This is a genomic window from Pseudarthrobacter sp. 01T43 (genome assembly GCF_056398665.1).
On sequence record NZ_JBFTPV010000020.1, the window covers coordinates 1 to 14716 of the forward strand.

The following is a 14716-nucleotide window of genomic DNA, read 5'->3' on the forward strand; positions in this document are numbered from 1 at the left end:
TTGGGTGTGGCGGAGGGCTTCTTCGGTGGGTTCGGTGCCGTCGGTGTCGAGGGTGTCGGCCCAGCGGCGGGCAACGCGGGCGAGGAAGTCGGGGTCGGCGGTCGCGGCGGTGCGGGTGAGGTCGTGTTCGATCCGGTTCAGGGTCTCGGCGGTGGTGTGGTGTTTGAGGCGGTCCAGGGTGGCGGTGATGATGGTCCCGGCCCGGGAGGAGAGCACCGGCCCGGAACCGGCCGGGAACGCAGGTTCCGTAGTCTCCTCGGTGCAGGGTTCCTCGACGGCGGGGGTGAAGGCTGCAGCGAGGTGTTCGCGGGCCGGGGGGATCCGGTCTCCGGTGAGGGTGGTTTCGGGCAGGATAGCGTGGGCGAGGTGGAGGCGGCGTTTGGCTTCGCCGAGCCCGATCCGCAGCCGGACCCGGAGGAACTCGGCGGTGTTTTTGCAGCCGTCGTCCGCCGGGGAGCATGGAACAGCCCTCACGTCCCCATCGTTGGTGATGGCCTGGGTTCGGGTGCGGTCCACGGCCCCTGCGGAGAGGATCTGGGCGTAGTCCACGGAACGGGAGAGCTCCTCGACCTGGGCGGCGAACTCGGCGGCCTCAACGTAGCCGGCCATGGCCAGGTGGTCCGGGGCGGCGGCCACCGCGGCGCGGACCACCGCGATCGCCGTAGCCAGGCTCGCGGGCGCAGGCACCGCGGAACTACCGCCGTTCCCCGCAAGCCGCTCCGTCAAAGCCTCCATGGGAATACTCTGCCGCGCGGGTACGACATTATTGCCGCCGTCGGGCTTCTGTTGTGTGGAACTCACGCCGCTCCCGGCGGCGACGTTCAAAGGAGGGGGCCGTCACCGGGCAGGTTCCATCGAGAGTCCCAACCACCATGGGCTGCCCCTGGTCTGTGAGAATCTCAGCGTTGTGTCAAAATCCCCGAGGACACCTTCGGCCGAGCAGCTGACGGTGTTGCTGTTCGTGTAGGTGAGTCTGCAGTGCTGGTAGTCAATTAGGAGCGTGCCCTGCCAGCCGCTGCGCCGGATGACCTCTTCCAAGTCCRCCCGGGTCAGTTCGAGGAGTTCGGGGCCGGACCACTGGCGGTGCAGGGACGGGCAGTAGGCAGTAACAGCCATGCACGGCAGGAAGGCGGTCGCGCTGACCACTCTTTCCCCCTGAAGTCCTCGGCCTGGCCGGAGTCGAACCCCTCGGGGACTGCGAGCTGATCTGCAACCCTCAGCATCGCGTTGGTCCTGGCGGTTTCGATGTACCCGCTGGCCAGGACCCATCCAGCGATCAGGAGGACGGATGAGATCCCGACGAGCAAGGCAAGAAGCCGCTTCTTCCTTCGGGCAAGGACCAAAGTGATAATGCCGACCATGACGGTGAGGGGAACAGCGACAAGCATCACCGGGAAGCTGATCGAAAAATTGGCGTAATCCATGGGTGTCCTTTGCCCTTGAGGTGCACCCTACAGGTTGCGTCAACCCCCTGCCGCCGGGCTTGTGGTCCTGGCGCCGCAGCACCTTCCCTGCCGGCCTCCGCTGTATCGCCTCGGGCCTTGGGCGGGGAACATCCGGCTCCCGGCGGTGGTTAAAACCATAGGACGAAAAATGAACACCATGTTTACAGCACTAATAATCCCGGCCCGCACCGGAGAACCAGTTCGCGTTGAGCCGATCGAAGCCACTCTGAAGAACCTTCAGGAATTGGTTGAGGGCGATATTGGGTCGATCACGCGCGGCGACTGGCATGTCTACCTCAACGCGGAAGGCATGATCCGGGACCTGCCGTTGAACCTGCGCGCAGCCCAGTTGACCTATGACCGGGGCCTTGACTTGGCCGGAGCCGCACGCGGATGTGCCGTTTTCCTGGGAAATGATGAACACCGGGGAGAAATGGACGTGCCGGAGCATCTTGTCAGGCGGGCCGAGGAGCTTTTTGGGATGCCGCTGGCCGCCTAGTACGGCGTCCGGAGTGCGTCATCAGCCTTCGTTGGCAACCTGAATGGCTGTTACTACCGGATCTCGGCGGCAGCGCCGGCTGTACTTTGGGCTGCGCCCGAGCTCTCGCGCACCACCAACTCGGGGGTGAAGATGACCGCCCGGTGGTTCGGGCTGTCAGCTTCAGCTTCCGCCACCAGGAGTTCGACGGCGGTCCGTCCCAGCGCCTCCGTGGGTTGGCGGATGGAAGAGAGTGGCACAACGGCGGAGGCAGCAAAATCGATGTCGTCATAGCCGATGAGGGCAACGTCCTCGGGAATCCTTAACCGGTGCGTCATGGCCAGCGACTGCATCACGCCGAGGGCCAGCAGATCATTGGCACAGAAGATGCCATCCGGCAGTTCGCCACGTCCTCGCTCGACTAGCATGTCGCCCACGCTCCGACCAGCCAGCACGGTTTGCCCGTCCGAATCCAGAACCTCCAGGGTGGCGTCGGCTTCTTCCTTCACAGCGCGCTCCGCACCCTGGAGCCGGTCCGTGATCTGGCGGATGATGGTGGGACCTCCCACAAAGGCGAGCCGGCGGCGGCCGGTGTCCAACAGGTGCCGCGCGGCGAGGTAGCCCCCGGCGTCGTCGTCCACAGAGACGGAACTGTACTTGCTCTCATCGGCAAGCCGGTCCACGAGGACGGTAGGGATGCCGCGTTCCCGGAGCTGGTCAATTCGGCCGGTGACGTCTCCGACAGGAGAGATCAATAGGCCTTGCACGCGCTGCTCCTGGAAGAGGTCGATGTAGCTGGATTCGCGGCTCGCGTCATGGCCGCTGTCGCCCAGCAAGACTGCGCTGCCCTGGAGCGCGGCGGCATCTTCGGCCGCACGCACTACCGCCGTGAAGAACGGATTGCCAACGTCGAGCACGATCAGCCCAATGGTTCTGCTGTGACCTGCCCGCAACTGCCGGGCGGCGTCGTTGCGGACGAAGCCCAGCTCATCGATAGCCTGCTGCACCCGCTCTTTGGTCCGGGGAGACACTCTGTCCGGGTAATTGAGGACGTTGGACACTGTTCCCACAGCCACGCCGGCCTGGTTGGCGACGTCCTTGATGCTGGCTGAGCGATTCATGGTCCTCCGTGCTGATTTGCCGCGTGCAGTACTTTCCCCGGGTTCCGTAACAGGCGAACGCCCCCAACTAGGTAGCAGCAGGTGTCGTTTTGAGAGGTCATAACGACACCTGCTGCTACCTAGTTGGGTCAGCGGGCCGGGGATTGCTTGACACCTATTTGCCTCAAGGGTACTTTGAATCGTAACAATGAAACGATTCAAATCATGAAAATTCAGGAGAGGCGCAGATGAGGGTGTGTTTCCGCTCGTCGGTCCAGCCGCAACTGATCGACGAATACCGACGGCGGCACGCGGCTGTGTGGCCGGAGATGCTGCGCGCACTCCAAGCGGCGGGGTGGCGTAACTATTCGCTGTTCCTCGGCGCGGACGGGCTCCTGATCGGGTACCTCGAATGCGACGATTTCGACGCCGTCAAGGCGCAGATGGCGCTGACCAGAGTTAACGCCCGTTGGCAGGCCGAGATGGCCGGATTGTTCGACAATCCAGAGAACCCTGACCGGGCGCCAGACGAAGGGTTCCAGGTTCTCGAGGAAGTTTTCAACCTTGATGATCAGCTGGCCGTGACGGAAGCCACCGCGCGCTAGTCACCGGCTCCAGCAGGGCCGAAACCTGGCACCGCACTGGCAACCCAGTACGTATTGATCACAGCATCACCGACCGGAAAGAACCATCATGAATGACGTAGCAACGGCGCTGGGCAGGCTCGGGGAGCTTGCCATCGAGGTCCCTTCGTGGGCCTATGGAAACTCGGGCACGAGGTTCAAGGTGTTCGGCACGCCGGGCACGCCGCGGACGGTGCAGGAGAAGATCGTGGATGCCGCGAAGGTGCACGAGCTGACCGGGCTGGCCCCCACTGTGGCGCTGCATATCCCGTGGGACAAGGTGGATGACTACGCGGCCCTGAAAGAATACGCGGCTGGTCTTGGCGTGGGCCTTGGCACCATCAACTCCAACACGTTCCAGGATGACGAGTACAAGTTCGGTTCCCTGACGTCCTCTAACGAGTCGGTGCGGCGCCGGGCCATCGCCCACCACTTGGAGTGCATCGAGATCATGCACGCCACGGGCTCGCAGGATCTGAAGGTCTGGCTGGCGGACGGCACGAACTACCCKGGCCAGGAYGATATGCGCGGCCGCCAGGACCGSCTSGCSGARTCCCTGCAGGAGATCTAYGCRGGMCTGGGCGRRAACCAGCGCCTGGTCCTGGAATACAAGTTCTTCGAGCCGGCTTTTTACCACACCGAYGTTCCGGACTGGGGTACTTCCTATGCGCAGACCCTGGCGTTGGGGGAGAAGGCGTTGGTCTGCCTGGATACCGGCCACCACGCGCCGGGCACCAACATCGAGTTCATCGTGATGCAGTTGCTGCGCTTGGGCAAGCTGGGCTCCTTTGACTTCAACTCCCGCTTCTACGCCGATGATGACCTGATCGTGGGGGCGGCCGACCCGTTCCAGCTGTTCCGGATCATGTACGAGGTCATCCGCGGCGGCGGCTTCGGGAAGGAGTCCGGCGTTGCGTTGATGCTGGATCAGTGCCACAACCTGGAAGAGAAGATCCCGGGCCAGATCCGCTCGGTGCTCAATGTCCAGGAGATGACGGCCCGCGCCCTGCTGGTGGACACCGCAGCCCTGGGTGAGGCCCAGCGCAGCGGCGATGTTCTGGCCGCCAACGGCATCTTCAACGACGCCTTCTACACCGACGTCCGGCCCATCCTGGCCGACTGGCGTGAAGCCCGCGGCCTGCCCGCGGACCCGATGGCCGCGTTCAAGGCCAGCGGTTACCAGAAACAGATCAACGAGGACCGCGCAGGCGGCCAGCAAGCCGGATGGGGCGCCTAAGAGCATGACTAACAAGACTGTTGAAGACCTGATTTCCCGTTCCAACCGCCTGGGTGCGGACAAGCGGAACACCAACTTCGCCGGCGGCAACACCTCGGCCAAGGGCACGGAGAAGGACCCGGTGACGGGTGAGGATGTTCAGCTGCTGTGGGTCAAGGGCTCCGGCGGGGACCTGGGCACGCTGAAGGCCGGCAACCTGGCCGTCCTCCGCCTGGACCGGCTGACTGCGCTGAAGAACGTCTACCCCGGGGTGGACCGCGAAGATGAGATGGTGGCCGCTTTTGATTACTGCCTGCATGGCAAGGGCGGCGCCGCGCCGTCGATCGATACCGCCATGCATGGCCTGGTGGATGCCGCGCACGTTGACCACCTGCACCCGGACTCCGGGATCGCGATTGCCACCGCCGTGGACGGCGAGGCGCTGACCTCCAAGGTCTTTGGCGACAAGGTGGTGTGGGTGCCGTGGCGCCGGCCCGGTTTTCAGCTGGGCCTGGACATCGCGGCGATCAAGGACGCCAACCCGCAGGCTATCGGCACCATCCTGGGCGGCCACGGCATCACCGCCTGGGGCTCCACGTCACAAGAGGCTGAAGCCAACTCGCTGTGGATCATCGAGCAGGCCGAGAACTACATCGAGGCCAACGGCAAGGCCGAGCCCTTCGGCGCGCAGCTCAAGGGCTACGGTCCGCTGCCGGAGGCAGAACGGCGCGCGAAGGCTGCCACCCTCGCTCCGGTGATCCGTGGGCTGGCTTCCACGGACAAGCCGCAGCTGGGGCACTTCAGCGATGACGCCGTCGTGCTTGAATTCCTGGAGTCTGCGGAGCATGCGCGTCTGGGCGCCCTTGGCACGTCCTGCCCGGACCACTTCCTGCGCACCAAGGTCAAGCCGCTGATCCTGGACCTGCCCGCCGACGCCTCCATCGAGGAATCGATCAGCCGGCTGAAGGAACTCCACACCGCCTACCGTGAGGATTACCAGGCCTACTACGACCGCCACGCGACCCCGGATTCCCCGGCGCTGCGCGGCGCGGACCCGGCCATCGTGCTGGTCCCTGGCGTGGGCATGTTCTCCTTCGGGGCGAACAAGCAGACCGCCCGCGTTGCCGGCGAGTTCTACCTCAACGCCATCAACGTGATGCGCGGGGCCGAGGCGATCTCCACCTACGCCCCGATCGAGGAATCCGAGAAGTTCCGGATCGAATACTGGTCCCTCGAGGAAGCCAAGCTCGCCCGCCTGCCCAAGCCTAAGTCCCACGCGACCCGCATCGCGCTGGTCACGGGCGCGGCGTCGGGCATCGGCAAGGCGATCGCCACCCGGTTGGCGTCCGACGGCGCGTGCGTGGTCATTGCCGACCTGAACCTTGAGAACGCGCAGAAGGTCGCCGATGAGCTGGGCGGCGCGGACGTCGCCATCGGTGTCCAGACTGACGTGACCGACGAAGCCCAGATCGCCGCGGCCATCCAGGAAGCCGTGCTGGCCTTCGGTGGGCTGGACCTGGTGGTCAACAACGCCGGCCTGTCCGTCTCCAAGCCGCTGCTCGAAACCACAGAGAAGGACTGGGACCTGCAGCACAACGTCATGGCCAAGGGCTCCTTCCTGGTCTCCAAGGCCGCGGCGAAGGTCATGATCAGCCAGGACATGGGCGGGGACATCATCTACATCTCGTCCAAGAACTCCGTATTCGCTGGGCCGAACAACATCGCCTACTCCGCCACCAAGGCAGACCAGGCCCACCAGGTCCGGCTCCTCGCGGCCGAGTTGGGCGAGTACGGGATCCGCGTCAACGGCATCAACCCCGACGGCGTGGTCCGCGGCTCGGGCATCTTCGCGGGCGGCTGGGGCGCCAAACGCGCCGCTGTCTACGGAGTGGACGAGCAGGAACTGGGCAAGTACTACGCCCAGCGAACCTTGCTCAAACGCGAGGTCCTGCCCGAGCACGTGGCCAACGCCGCCGCCGTGCTCACCAGCGCCGAACTGTCCCACACCACAGGACTCCACATCCCCGTGGACGCCGGCGTCGCAGCAGCCTTCCTGCGATGAGCGGCATTTCAACCACTGATGTCGACGGCGGTGTGTTCGCCGCCGTCGACATCGGGGCCTCCTCGGGCAGGGTCATTCTGGGCCGGATCGACCGCGGTGCCTCCGCCGCATCGAGCGTGGGACTAGACGTGGTGCACCGGTTTCCCAACGGTGTAGTGGAGGTCGACGGCGGCCTCCGCTGGGACTTCGACGCCCTGTTCGCGGAAGTCCTCACCGGCCTCGCTGCCGCGGCCCGCGTCGCCGGGGAGCGCGGCGAAACCATCACCAGCATCGGCATTGACACCTGGGCGGTGGATTATGGCCTCGTCAACACGGCGGGGGAGCTGATCGCGCAGCCGTACAGCTACCGCGATGACCGCAGCCGCGCCGCCGTCGCGCCCGTGCACCAGAAACTGGACCCTGTCCGGCTTTACGGCACCACGGGCCTGCAGTTCCTGCAGTTCAACACGATCTACCAGCTCGCCACCGAGCCGGACCTGAAGGGTCTGCAGGCGCTGCTCATCCCGGACCTGATCGCGTTCCTCCTGACGGGACAACGCCGCACCGAATCCACCAACGCCTCCACCACAGGCCTGTTCGACGCCGTCGCGGGGGAGTGGGCCACCGAATTCCTCACCGCCCTAGGCCTGCCCAAGGACCTGTTTCCGCCGCTGATTGAACCGGGCGAAACCGTCGGCACACTGCTCCCGGGCATCGCATCCCGCACGGGACTGGACCAGACAACCAAGGCGGTGGCCGTCGGCTCGCACGACACCGCCTCCGCCGTCGTCGCCGTCCCCGCCGGGGCATCCGCGGCCGACGCGGAGACCTTCGCCTACATCTCCTCCGGCACCTGGTCGCTGGTAGGGCTCGAGCTCAAGCATCCGGTCCTGACCGAGGCCAGCCGGGAAGCAAACTTCACCAACGAGCGCGGCGTGGACGGCACCATCCGCTACCTCCGCAACATGGGCGGCCTTTGGCTGCTCAGCGAATGCCAGCGCACCTGGGCGCAGGAGGGGTTCACGCCGGATCTCGATACCCTGCTCAACGCCGCCGCGGCGCTGCCACCGGGCGGCCCGCAGATCAACCCGGATGATCCCTATTTCATCGCCCCGGACAACATGCCCGAACGCATCCGCGCCGCCATCCGCCACACCGGCGACATCCTGCCAGACAACCCCGCAGCCATCACCCGCTGCATCATGGACAGCCTCGCCACCGGCTACGCCCGGACGATCCGAGACGCCGAACGCCTCGCGGGCCGCACCGTGGACGTGGTGCATATCGTGGGCGGCGGCTCCCAAAACCGACTGCTCTGCCAGCTCACCGCGGACGCCACCGGCAAACGCGTCATCGCGGGCCCGGTCGAGGCCACGGCGCTCGGCAACATCCTCGTGCAAGCCCGAGCCGCCGGACGGGTCACCGGCGGACTCGTCGGTCTGCGCCGGTTGGTGGCGGCGTCTCATCGGCTTCATACGTTTGCACCGCAGGTCGCCGGGTTGGCCCCGGGCTGCCGCCGCACAGTTGTATGACATAGGATCTCCAGAGGAATTCCAGACGAGACAGGACCGGCCAACCATGCCCCTCTTCGACCTGCCCCTTGCGCAGCTCCGCGGCTACACCTCAAGCGTCACAGCGCCCGCGGACCTGCGGGACTTCTGGGACGCGACCATCGAGGAAGCGCGGACGCACCCGCTCGGGGCCACGTTCGAGCAGGTGGAGAACCACTTGTCCGTGATCGACACCTTCGACGTCACCTTCGCGGGCTTTGGCGGTGCGCCGATCAAGGCCTGGCTGCACCTCCCGGCGAACCGACAGGCTGGGAGCCGGCTGCCCGTCGTCGTGCAGTACGTCGGCTACTCAGGCGGGCGCGGCCTGGTCAATCAGGACACTAAGTGGGCGCAGGCCGGCTACGCGCACTTCATGATGGACACCCGGGGCCAGGGCTTCGGCGGGATCGTGGGCGAAACGCCAGACCCGCACCCGTCCGCCGGTGAGGTGGCGTATGCCGGACTCATGACCCGCGGTGCCGGCAGCCGAGAGGACTACTACTACCGGCGTGTCTACGTCGACGCGTTCCGGGCCGTGGAAGCCGCGCAGTCCCATCCCGGGGTGGATGCTTCGAAGGTGATCCTGACCGGAATCAGCCAGGGTGGCGGCATAGTGGTGGCCGTTGCCGGGCTGGTGGCCGGAAGGCTCGACGGCGTCATCGCCGCGCTGCCAGACGTCCCGTTCCTGCAGGACTTCCCCCGGGCGATCGACACCGCACCCCGTGGCCCCTATCCGGAAATTGCCGCTTTCCTGGGCCGGCACCGGGACCGGTACGAGCCGATGCTGGAGGTTCTGAACTATTTCGACGGCGTGAACCTCGCTCGGGCAGCCACTGCCCCGGCCCTGTACTCCGTGGCGCTGATGGATGATGTCTGCCCGCCCTCCACGGTTTTCGCCAGCTTCAACGCCTACGGTTCGGGGGCAGGCAATTCGTCGGCGACCGGGGCGGTCAAGGAGATCGACGTCTACCGGTTCAACAACCACGAAGGCGGTCAGGAGCACCACTGGATCAAACAGCTGCAGTACCTCCGCAAGCTCCTGGGCTGACCATCCGGCGCCTACCCGTTACCCGGCCCAACTACGTATTGAGGCTTCAACCCGACACCTACTGCTACCTGGTTGGGGCGGCGTGGGCGCACTGGGATTTCGGTGTGTGACGCCGCCGATTTTGCCGGGGCCAAAGCGTGCGGTTATCGTCTGCCTATGACAAACCGTTGGTATGCGTATTTTTCGTTGGCTCTGGAGGAGCCCGCGTCTAACTGACACGCATCCAACTTCCTTCAGAGCCAACAGGGCAGAGATTATTCTCTGCCCTTCGCCATTTCTCCGGCGGGTTCTGATCTGGGCCCGCTTCCTATCTGGAACAGGACCCCGAGCATGAGCCCCGCAACCGCCACTCCCGCAAAATCCACGTCCAACCTGCGCGTCAGCGAATTCACACCGCTGCCCACGCCCGCGGAACTCATCGCCGAGTTGCCGCTGGACGAAAGGGTGACGGACGTCGTCGAACGCGGCCGTGATGAAGTCCGCGCCATCATGGACGGCGTGGACGACCGCCTTCTGGTCATCGTAGGCCCCTGTTCCATCCACGATCCCAAGGCCGGTCTCGAATACGCCCGCCGGCTGGTCAGCCAGGCGGAGAAGCACAAGGAAGACCTGCTGATCGTTATGCGGACCTACTTCGAGAAGCCGCGCACCACCGTGGGCTGGAAGGGCCTCATCAACGATCCCCGCCTGGACGGCAGCCACGACATGGCTACCGGCCTCCGGACGGCCCGGAGGTTCCTGCAGCAGGTCACCGCGCTGGGACTGCCCACCGCCACCGAATTCCTCGAGCCCATCAGCCCGCAGTACATGGCGGACCTCATCTCCTGGGGAGCCATCGGAGCCCGCACCACGGAGAGCCAGATTCATCGCCAGCTCGCGTCGGGGCTGTCCATGCCCATCGGTTTCAAGAACGGGACCGACGGCGACCTCCAGGTTGCGGTCGACGCATGCGGCGCCGCCGCGGCAGCCCAGGCTTTCCTGGGAATCGACGGCGATGGCCGCGCCGCACTGGTGGCCACCGCCGGGAATCCTGACACGCACGTCATCCTCCGCGGCGGACGCAAGGGACCCAACTACTCGGCCGCCGACGTCGAAGGTGCCTCTGCCAAGCTCGCTAAAAAGGGCCTCAACCCCCGGTTGATCGTGGACGCAAGCCACGCGAACAGCGGAAAGAGCCACCACCGGCAGGCTGAGGTGGCGCTGGAAATCGGTGCCCAGCTCGAGGAAGGCGGCCAGGCGGCGCAGGCCGTCGCCGGCGTCATGCTGGAAAGCTTCTTAGTGGGCGGCGCACAGAACCTGGATGTGGCCGAGCACGCCGCGGGCACGTCCGGGTTGGTCTACGGGCAGAGCGTGACGGACGCGTGCATGGAGTGGGACGTCTCTGTTTCCGTGCTCGACCAGCTCGCAGCCTCCGCCCGGAAACGCCGTATTGCATAGCGAATGCTCCGAATGACTTTCACTACAGCCCCATGAACCTCTAGAGTATCTATCACATGGTTGGTGGATGGCTCAGCATCGGCACACCGCAATGGAACACAGCTGGGGTTAGTCATCATCCGTCAGCAAAGGAATAGGGAAATGTCCGCAGAACAGAACTTCTCGAACGCGAAGTTCCTGACCGTGGCCGAAGTGGCCGAGGTCATGCGCGTCTCCAAAATGACCGTATACCGGCTGGTCCATTCCGGCGAAATGCCCGCGGTGCGTTTCGGCCGGTCGTACCGGGTGCCGGAAAGTGCCGTAGAACAGTACCTTAAAGGCGCTGTTGTGGACGGGCGCACCGAAACGGCCTGAGCACTATTACGGCCTGTGGGACGGCCACGGTCAGTGGCCGCCGCAAAGAAGCGGTACCCTGTTAAGGAACGTTTTACGTCATTGTAAGAATCTGTCAGTTGTTTTTTGTCTGTAGCTCTGTCCACGGACCTTTTCCATCAGACAGGTGCTGCATCTAGTTTGTGAGGAACTTTCGTGGGTTCAGTTATTAAGAAGCGTCGCAAGCGTATGGCCAAGAAGAAGCACCGCAAGCTGCTTCGCAAGACCCGTCACCAGCGCCGTAATAAGAAGTAGAGATACTTCGACAAGCGTGAAAATGCCCGTTGCCTTCCCGGCAGCGGGCATTTTTGTTTGCCTGGGCCCTCAACTGGGCCCAACTGTGCCCAACTGGGTAGCAGCAGATGTCGGTATGAGAGCTCATACCGACATCTGCTGCTACCTAGATGCGGGGGCCGCGGATCCGGGCGAAGCCCTTCCAAAGTCCGTAGACCACGCCGCCGGCTGTTGCTGCCTTCAGGCCAAGGGTGGCGGCGCGGCGGCCGGAGCGGAAATCGTAGACCGGCCAGTTGTGATCACGGGCGTGGCGGCGCAGCTTCGAATCGGGATTGATGGCCACGGGGTGCCCGACGAGTGTCAGCAGCGGGATGTCGTTATAGGAATCGCTGTAGGCCCAGCACCGCCTGAGGTCCAGCGCCTCGGCGTCGGCCAACTCCCGGACTGCCACAGCCTTGGCAGCGCCGTGCAGGATGTCACCCACCAACCGGCCGGTGTACATGCCGTCGGCCACCTCGCCAACAGTGCCCAGAGCTCCGGTAAGGCCCAACCGGGTGGAGATGACGGTGGCAACTTCGATGGGGGTGGCCGTAACGAGCCAGACGCGCCGTCCAACGCGCAGGTGCTGCTGCGCCAAGGCCTTCGCGCCGGGCCAGATCCTGGAGGCGATCATTTCGTCGTACACCTCTTCGCCCAGTGCCTTGATGTCGGCCACCGGGATGCCCGCTGCGAGGGTAAGTGCCGAATCGCKGACCGCATGGACATCGTCCATATTCTCGCCGCGCGCCACGAATTTGAACTGTTTCCATGCAAACCCGGCCGCCTGGACCAGGGTAAAGGCGCCGCGCTGGTGCATCTTGCGGGCGACATGGAAAAGGCTGGCACCCTTCATGAGTGTGTTGTCGACGTCGAAGAAGGCCGCTTCGCCGGTCTGCATCACCGCATCCGGCTGGGTGACTACAGCGACGTACTTCTCCTCGGGCATGTCCACGAGTCTAGTCAATAGTCGGCTGCGCAGATTCCAGCGCAGGCGCTGGCGGGACGGTTCGCAGCGCTGTCCGTCCCGCTGGCCGCCCCTAAAGGGCGATACGGTTAAAGCATGGCAAAACCGGAGGTAGTCCTCATCACCAAGGCAAACTGTCACCTGTGCGCAGACGCGCGCGACGCCGTCGAACGCGTTACATCCGCAATGGGACTTGGGTGGACGGAACAGCAGGTTGACGAACTGCCTGAACTGCGTGAACGGTACGCCGAGGAAATCCCGGTGGTGCTGGTGGATGGCGTCCAGCGCGACTTCTGGAAGATCGACGAAGCTCGCTTGGCGCGGGTCCTCCAACGTGCGCTGGGCCATTAGGCAACCGATTGCGCACCGTGACGCTGGCTTTGTTGGCAGCGGTGGCGGGCATCTAGAGTGGAGTCACAACGCGAGGCAATGGAGGGGAAAGTGAGTTCACTGGATTCGTCTCCCCGGGCCGTAGACGGTACGGTGGCGGCGCCTGCAGGGGAGGCCGCCAAACAGATTCCGCCCGCTGCAGTGGCCAGGCTGACCATCTACCTGCGCGCCCTGAACACGATGCTGGCCGACGGCGTGGAGCGGGTGTCCTCGGAGTCCCTGGCGGAAGCCTCGGGCGTCAGCTCCTCAACCCTCCGCAAAGACCTGTCCTACGTGGGCTCCTACGGTACGCGCGGCGTCGGCTACGAAGTGCAGTACCTTAGCCGCCACATCTCCGCCGCCCTGGGCCTGACCCACGATTGGAAAGTTGCCATTGTTGGCGCCGGCAACCTGGGCAAGGCATTGGCCGGTTACGGCGGCTTTGAGTCCCGCGGCTTTGATGTGGTGGCAATTTTCGACGCCGACCAGCTTGTGGTGGGAAACGAAGTGGGCTGGCTGCGCGTCAGCGACGTCGCGGATCTGGAAGCAGTGCTGCAGCGGACTGGCGCCAACATGGTGGTCCTCGCGCTGCCAGCCGCGGTGGCGCAGGCAGTCTGTGACCGCGTGGTGGCGGCCGGCGTCCACAGCATCCTGAGCTTCGCTCCCGTCATGCTGCAGGTCCCCGACGGCGTCAATCTCCGCAAGGTGGACATGGCCACCGAACTGCAGATCCTGGCCTACCACGCGCAACGGGCGCAGACCCCGGACCAGACCACCTAAGTTGTCCAGCGGCGGCCGGTAGGGTCCACGCCCGTTGAGGTGTGGGTTACTGCGTGGAACCTACTGCCCGTACGGGTTACCCGGCGTGGTGTAGGGGTTGGCGAAAGGCTGCTGCTGCTTGCGGAAATAAGGAGAGCTGGTTCGCAGGTACAGCAGGACAATCGCCGCGATGCCTGCCAGGGTTCCCAGCGTCCCGAAGCTCGGCACCTGGAAGAGGCTAAAGACGGACAGCGCGGCGAACACCGTCCCCAGGATCCGGGCCCAGTTCTTGCCCTTGCGGATGAAGAAGGCCACCAGCAGGTACAGGCCGGCTCCCACGATGGCGACCGCTACCAGCATTCCGGCGAGAGCGCTCTTGAACTCCTCGAAGTTGAACTGAGCGCCGGTGGCGCCGCTGCTGCGCATGGCATCATCAAAGGCCCTGCGCGTTGCCGGGTCATCGAGCATCGGGATGCCCATAAGCATGGAAATGACAAACACCGCGGCGGCGGCGATCAGGAGCCAGAAAGAGATGTTGACCAGCTGCGGAACGCCATTGGAGCCGGTGGCCTGCGGCTTCTCCGAAGGGTACTGGGCGTAGGGGGACTGGCCGTACGGCTGCTGGCCGTAGGCGGGGGGAGCCGGCTGCCCGTACTGCGGCGCCTGTGGGGCGTTCTGTCCATACTGCGGTGCGGGAGGCGGGTTCTGTCCGTACTGCGGGGCGTTCTGGCCGTACTGCGGCGTGTTCTGCTCTGGCTGTGGGCTGTTAGCACCATAACGGGGCGCTGGCGGCTGGTTGCCGGGCTCAGGCTCGTTCGGGACGGGAGGCGGGACGGGGGTGCTCATGAGCGGTCCTTTGCAGGTTGGAAGTCAGTTCGGCTGCTGGGTGCAGTCCACTGGCCCTGCCCCCAGTACGGCTTACTTCAACCGTACCCCCCGGCTGTGCCAAGGTGGGTCATTCCAAAGAGGTATTCCCGCCTGCGCTGAGACCCGAAAAGAGCCGCTGGACCTGCGAAAATGGACCTGCCAAAGTGTTTGGGC

At 64.9% G+C, this 14716-nt stretch carries 16 protein-coding genes; 11 read left to right on the forward strand and 5 right to left on the reverse strand.

Features of this window, described 5'->3' with window-relative positions:
• Both AC1DIM_RS15505 and AC1DIM_RS15510 read right to left on the reverse strand, forming a co-directional pair.
• Window positions 1-735, reverse strand: a 735-nt coding sequence (locus AC1DIM_RS15505; protein ID WP_477711393.1) for a DUF222 domain-containing protein, incomplete at its 3' end; no start/stop codon positions are given.
• 314 nt (window positions 736-1049) lie between these two features.
• Window positions 1050-1424, reverse strand: coding sequence for a hypothetical protein (locus tag AC1DIM_RS15510; protein WP_477711394.1), 375 nt, complete (start codon window positions 1422-1424; stop codon window positions 1050-1052).
• Window positions 1425-1569: 145 nt separating this feature from the next.
• On the opposite strand from AC1DIM_RS15510, the gene AC1DIM_RS15515 reads away from it, so the two are divergent.
• A complete protein-coding gene (locus tag AC1DIM_RS15515) occupies window positions 1570-1944 on the forward strand; it encodes a DUF3846 domain-containing protein (protein ID WP_477711395.1) in 375 nt (124 codons plus the stop codon).
• Window positions 1945-1997: 53 nt separating this feature from the next.
• Here AC1DIM_RS15515 and AC1DIM_RS15520 read toward each other — a convergent pair whose 3' ends face one another.
• Window positions 1998-3044, reverse strand: coding sequence for a LacI family DNA-binding transcriptional regulator (locus AC1DIM_RS15520; RefSeq protein WP_477711396.1), 1047 nt, complete (start codon window positions 3042-3044; stop codon window positions 1998-2000).
• A 227-nt stretch (window positions 3045-3271) separates the two neighbouring features.
• Between AC1DIM_RS15520 and AC1DIM_RS15525 the strand changes: the two genes are divergently transcribed.
• From AC1DIM_RS15525 to AC1DIM_RS15560, 8 genes are all read left to right on the forward strand, one after another.
• Complete coding sequence (locus AC1DIM_RS15525) at window positions 3272-3628, forward strand: L-rhamnose mutarotase (RefSeq protein WP_477711397.1); 357 nt, start codon at window positions 3272-3274, stop codon at window positions 3626-3628.
• An 88-nt stretch (window positions 3629-3716) separates the two neighbouring features.
• Window positions 3717-4883 carry an L-rhamnose isomerase gene (gene rhaI, locus AC1DIM_RS15530; protein WP_477711398.1) on the forward strand — a complete coding sequence of 389 codons (1167 nt, stop codon included), beginning with the start codon at window positions 3717-3719 and terminating at the stop codon, window positions 4881-4883.
• Window positions 4884-4887: 4 nt separating this feature from the next.
• Complete coding sequence (locus tag AC1DIM_RS15535; RefSeq protein WP_477711399.1) at window positions 4888-6924, forward strand: bifunctional aldolase/short-chain dehydrogenase; 2037 nt, start codon at window positions 4888-4890, stop codon at window positions 6922-6924.
• Window positions 6921-8435, forward strand: coding sequence for a rhamnulokinase (locus AC1DIM_RS15540; RefSeq protein ID WP_477711400.1), 1515 nt, complete (start codon window positions 6921-6923; stop codon window positions 8433-8435). The genes AC1DIM_RS15535 and AC1DIM_RS15540 overlap by 4 nt, the downstream gene beginning before the upstream one ends.
• A gap of 46 nt (window positions 8436-8481) precedes the next feature.
• The gene (locus AC1DIM_RS15545) at window positions 8482-9501 is read left to right on the forward strand and encodes an acetylxylan esterase (protein WP_477711401.1); all 1020 of its coding nucleotides are present in this window, start codon (window positions 8482-8484) and stop codon (window positions 9499-9501) included.
• Window positions 9502-9831: 330 nt separating this feature from the next.
• Window positions 9832-10938 carry a 3-deoxy-7-phosphoheptulonate synthase gene (locus AC1DIM_RS15550; RefSeq protein ID WP_477711402.1) on the forward strand — a complete coding sequence of 369 codons (1107 nt, stop codon included), beginning with the start codon at window positions 9832-9834 and terminating at the stop codon, window positions 10936-10938.
• Between the two features lie 141 nt (window positions 10939-11079).
• On the forward strand, window positions 11080-11292 hold the full coding sequence (locus AC1DIM_RS15555) for a helix-turn-helix domain-containing protein (protein WP_477711403.1): 213 nt from the start codon (window positions 11080-11082) through the stop codon (window positions 11290-11292).
• A 174-nt stretch (window positions 11293-11466) separates the two neighbouring features.
• Complete coding sequence (locus AC1DIM_RS15560; protein WP_003792170.1) at window positions 11467-11565, forward strand: 30S ribosomal protein bS22; 99 nt, start codon at window positions 11467-11469, stop codon at window positions 11563-11565.
• Between the two features lie 145 nt (window positions 11566-11710).
• Here AC1DIM_RS15560 and AC1DIM_RS15565 read toward each other — a convergent pair whose 3' ends face one another.
• Window positions 11711-12529, reverse strand: a complete 819-nt coding sequence (locus AC1DIM_RS15565; RefSeq protein WP_477711404.1) for an HAD family hydrolase — start codon at window positions 12527-12529, stop codon at window positions 11711-11713.
• Window positions 12530-12643: 114 nt separating this feature from the next.
• On the opposite strand from AC1DIM_RS15565, the gene AC1DIM_RS15570 reads away from it, so the two are divergent.
• Window positions 12644-12898, forward strand: a complete 255-nt coding sequence (locus AC1DIM_RS15570; protein WP_477711405.1) for a glutaredoxin family protein — start codon at window positions 12644-12646, stop codon at window positions 12896-12898.
• Between the two features lie 90 nt (window positions 12899-12988).
• On the forward strand, window positions 12989-13696 hold the full coding sequence (locus AC1DIM_RS15575) for a redox-sensing transcriptional repressor Rex (RefSeq protein ID WP_477711406.1): 708 nt from the start codon (window positions 12989-12991) through the stop codon (window positions 13694-13696).
• Between the two features lie 60 nt (window positions 13697-13756).
• Here the strand turns inward: AC1DIM_RS15575 and AC1DIM_RS15580 are convergent, their stop codons facing one another.
• Entirely contained in the window at window positions 13757-14521 is a 765-nt protein-coding gene (locus tag AC1DIM_RS15580) for a hypothetical protein (protein WP_477711407.1), read from the reverse strand.
• Window positions 14522-14716 lie beyond the last annotated feature (195 nt).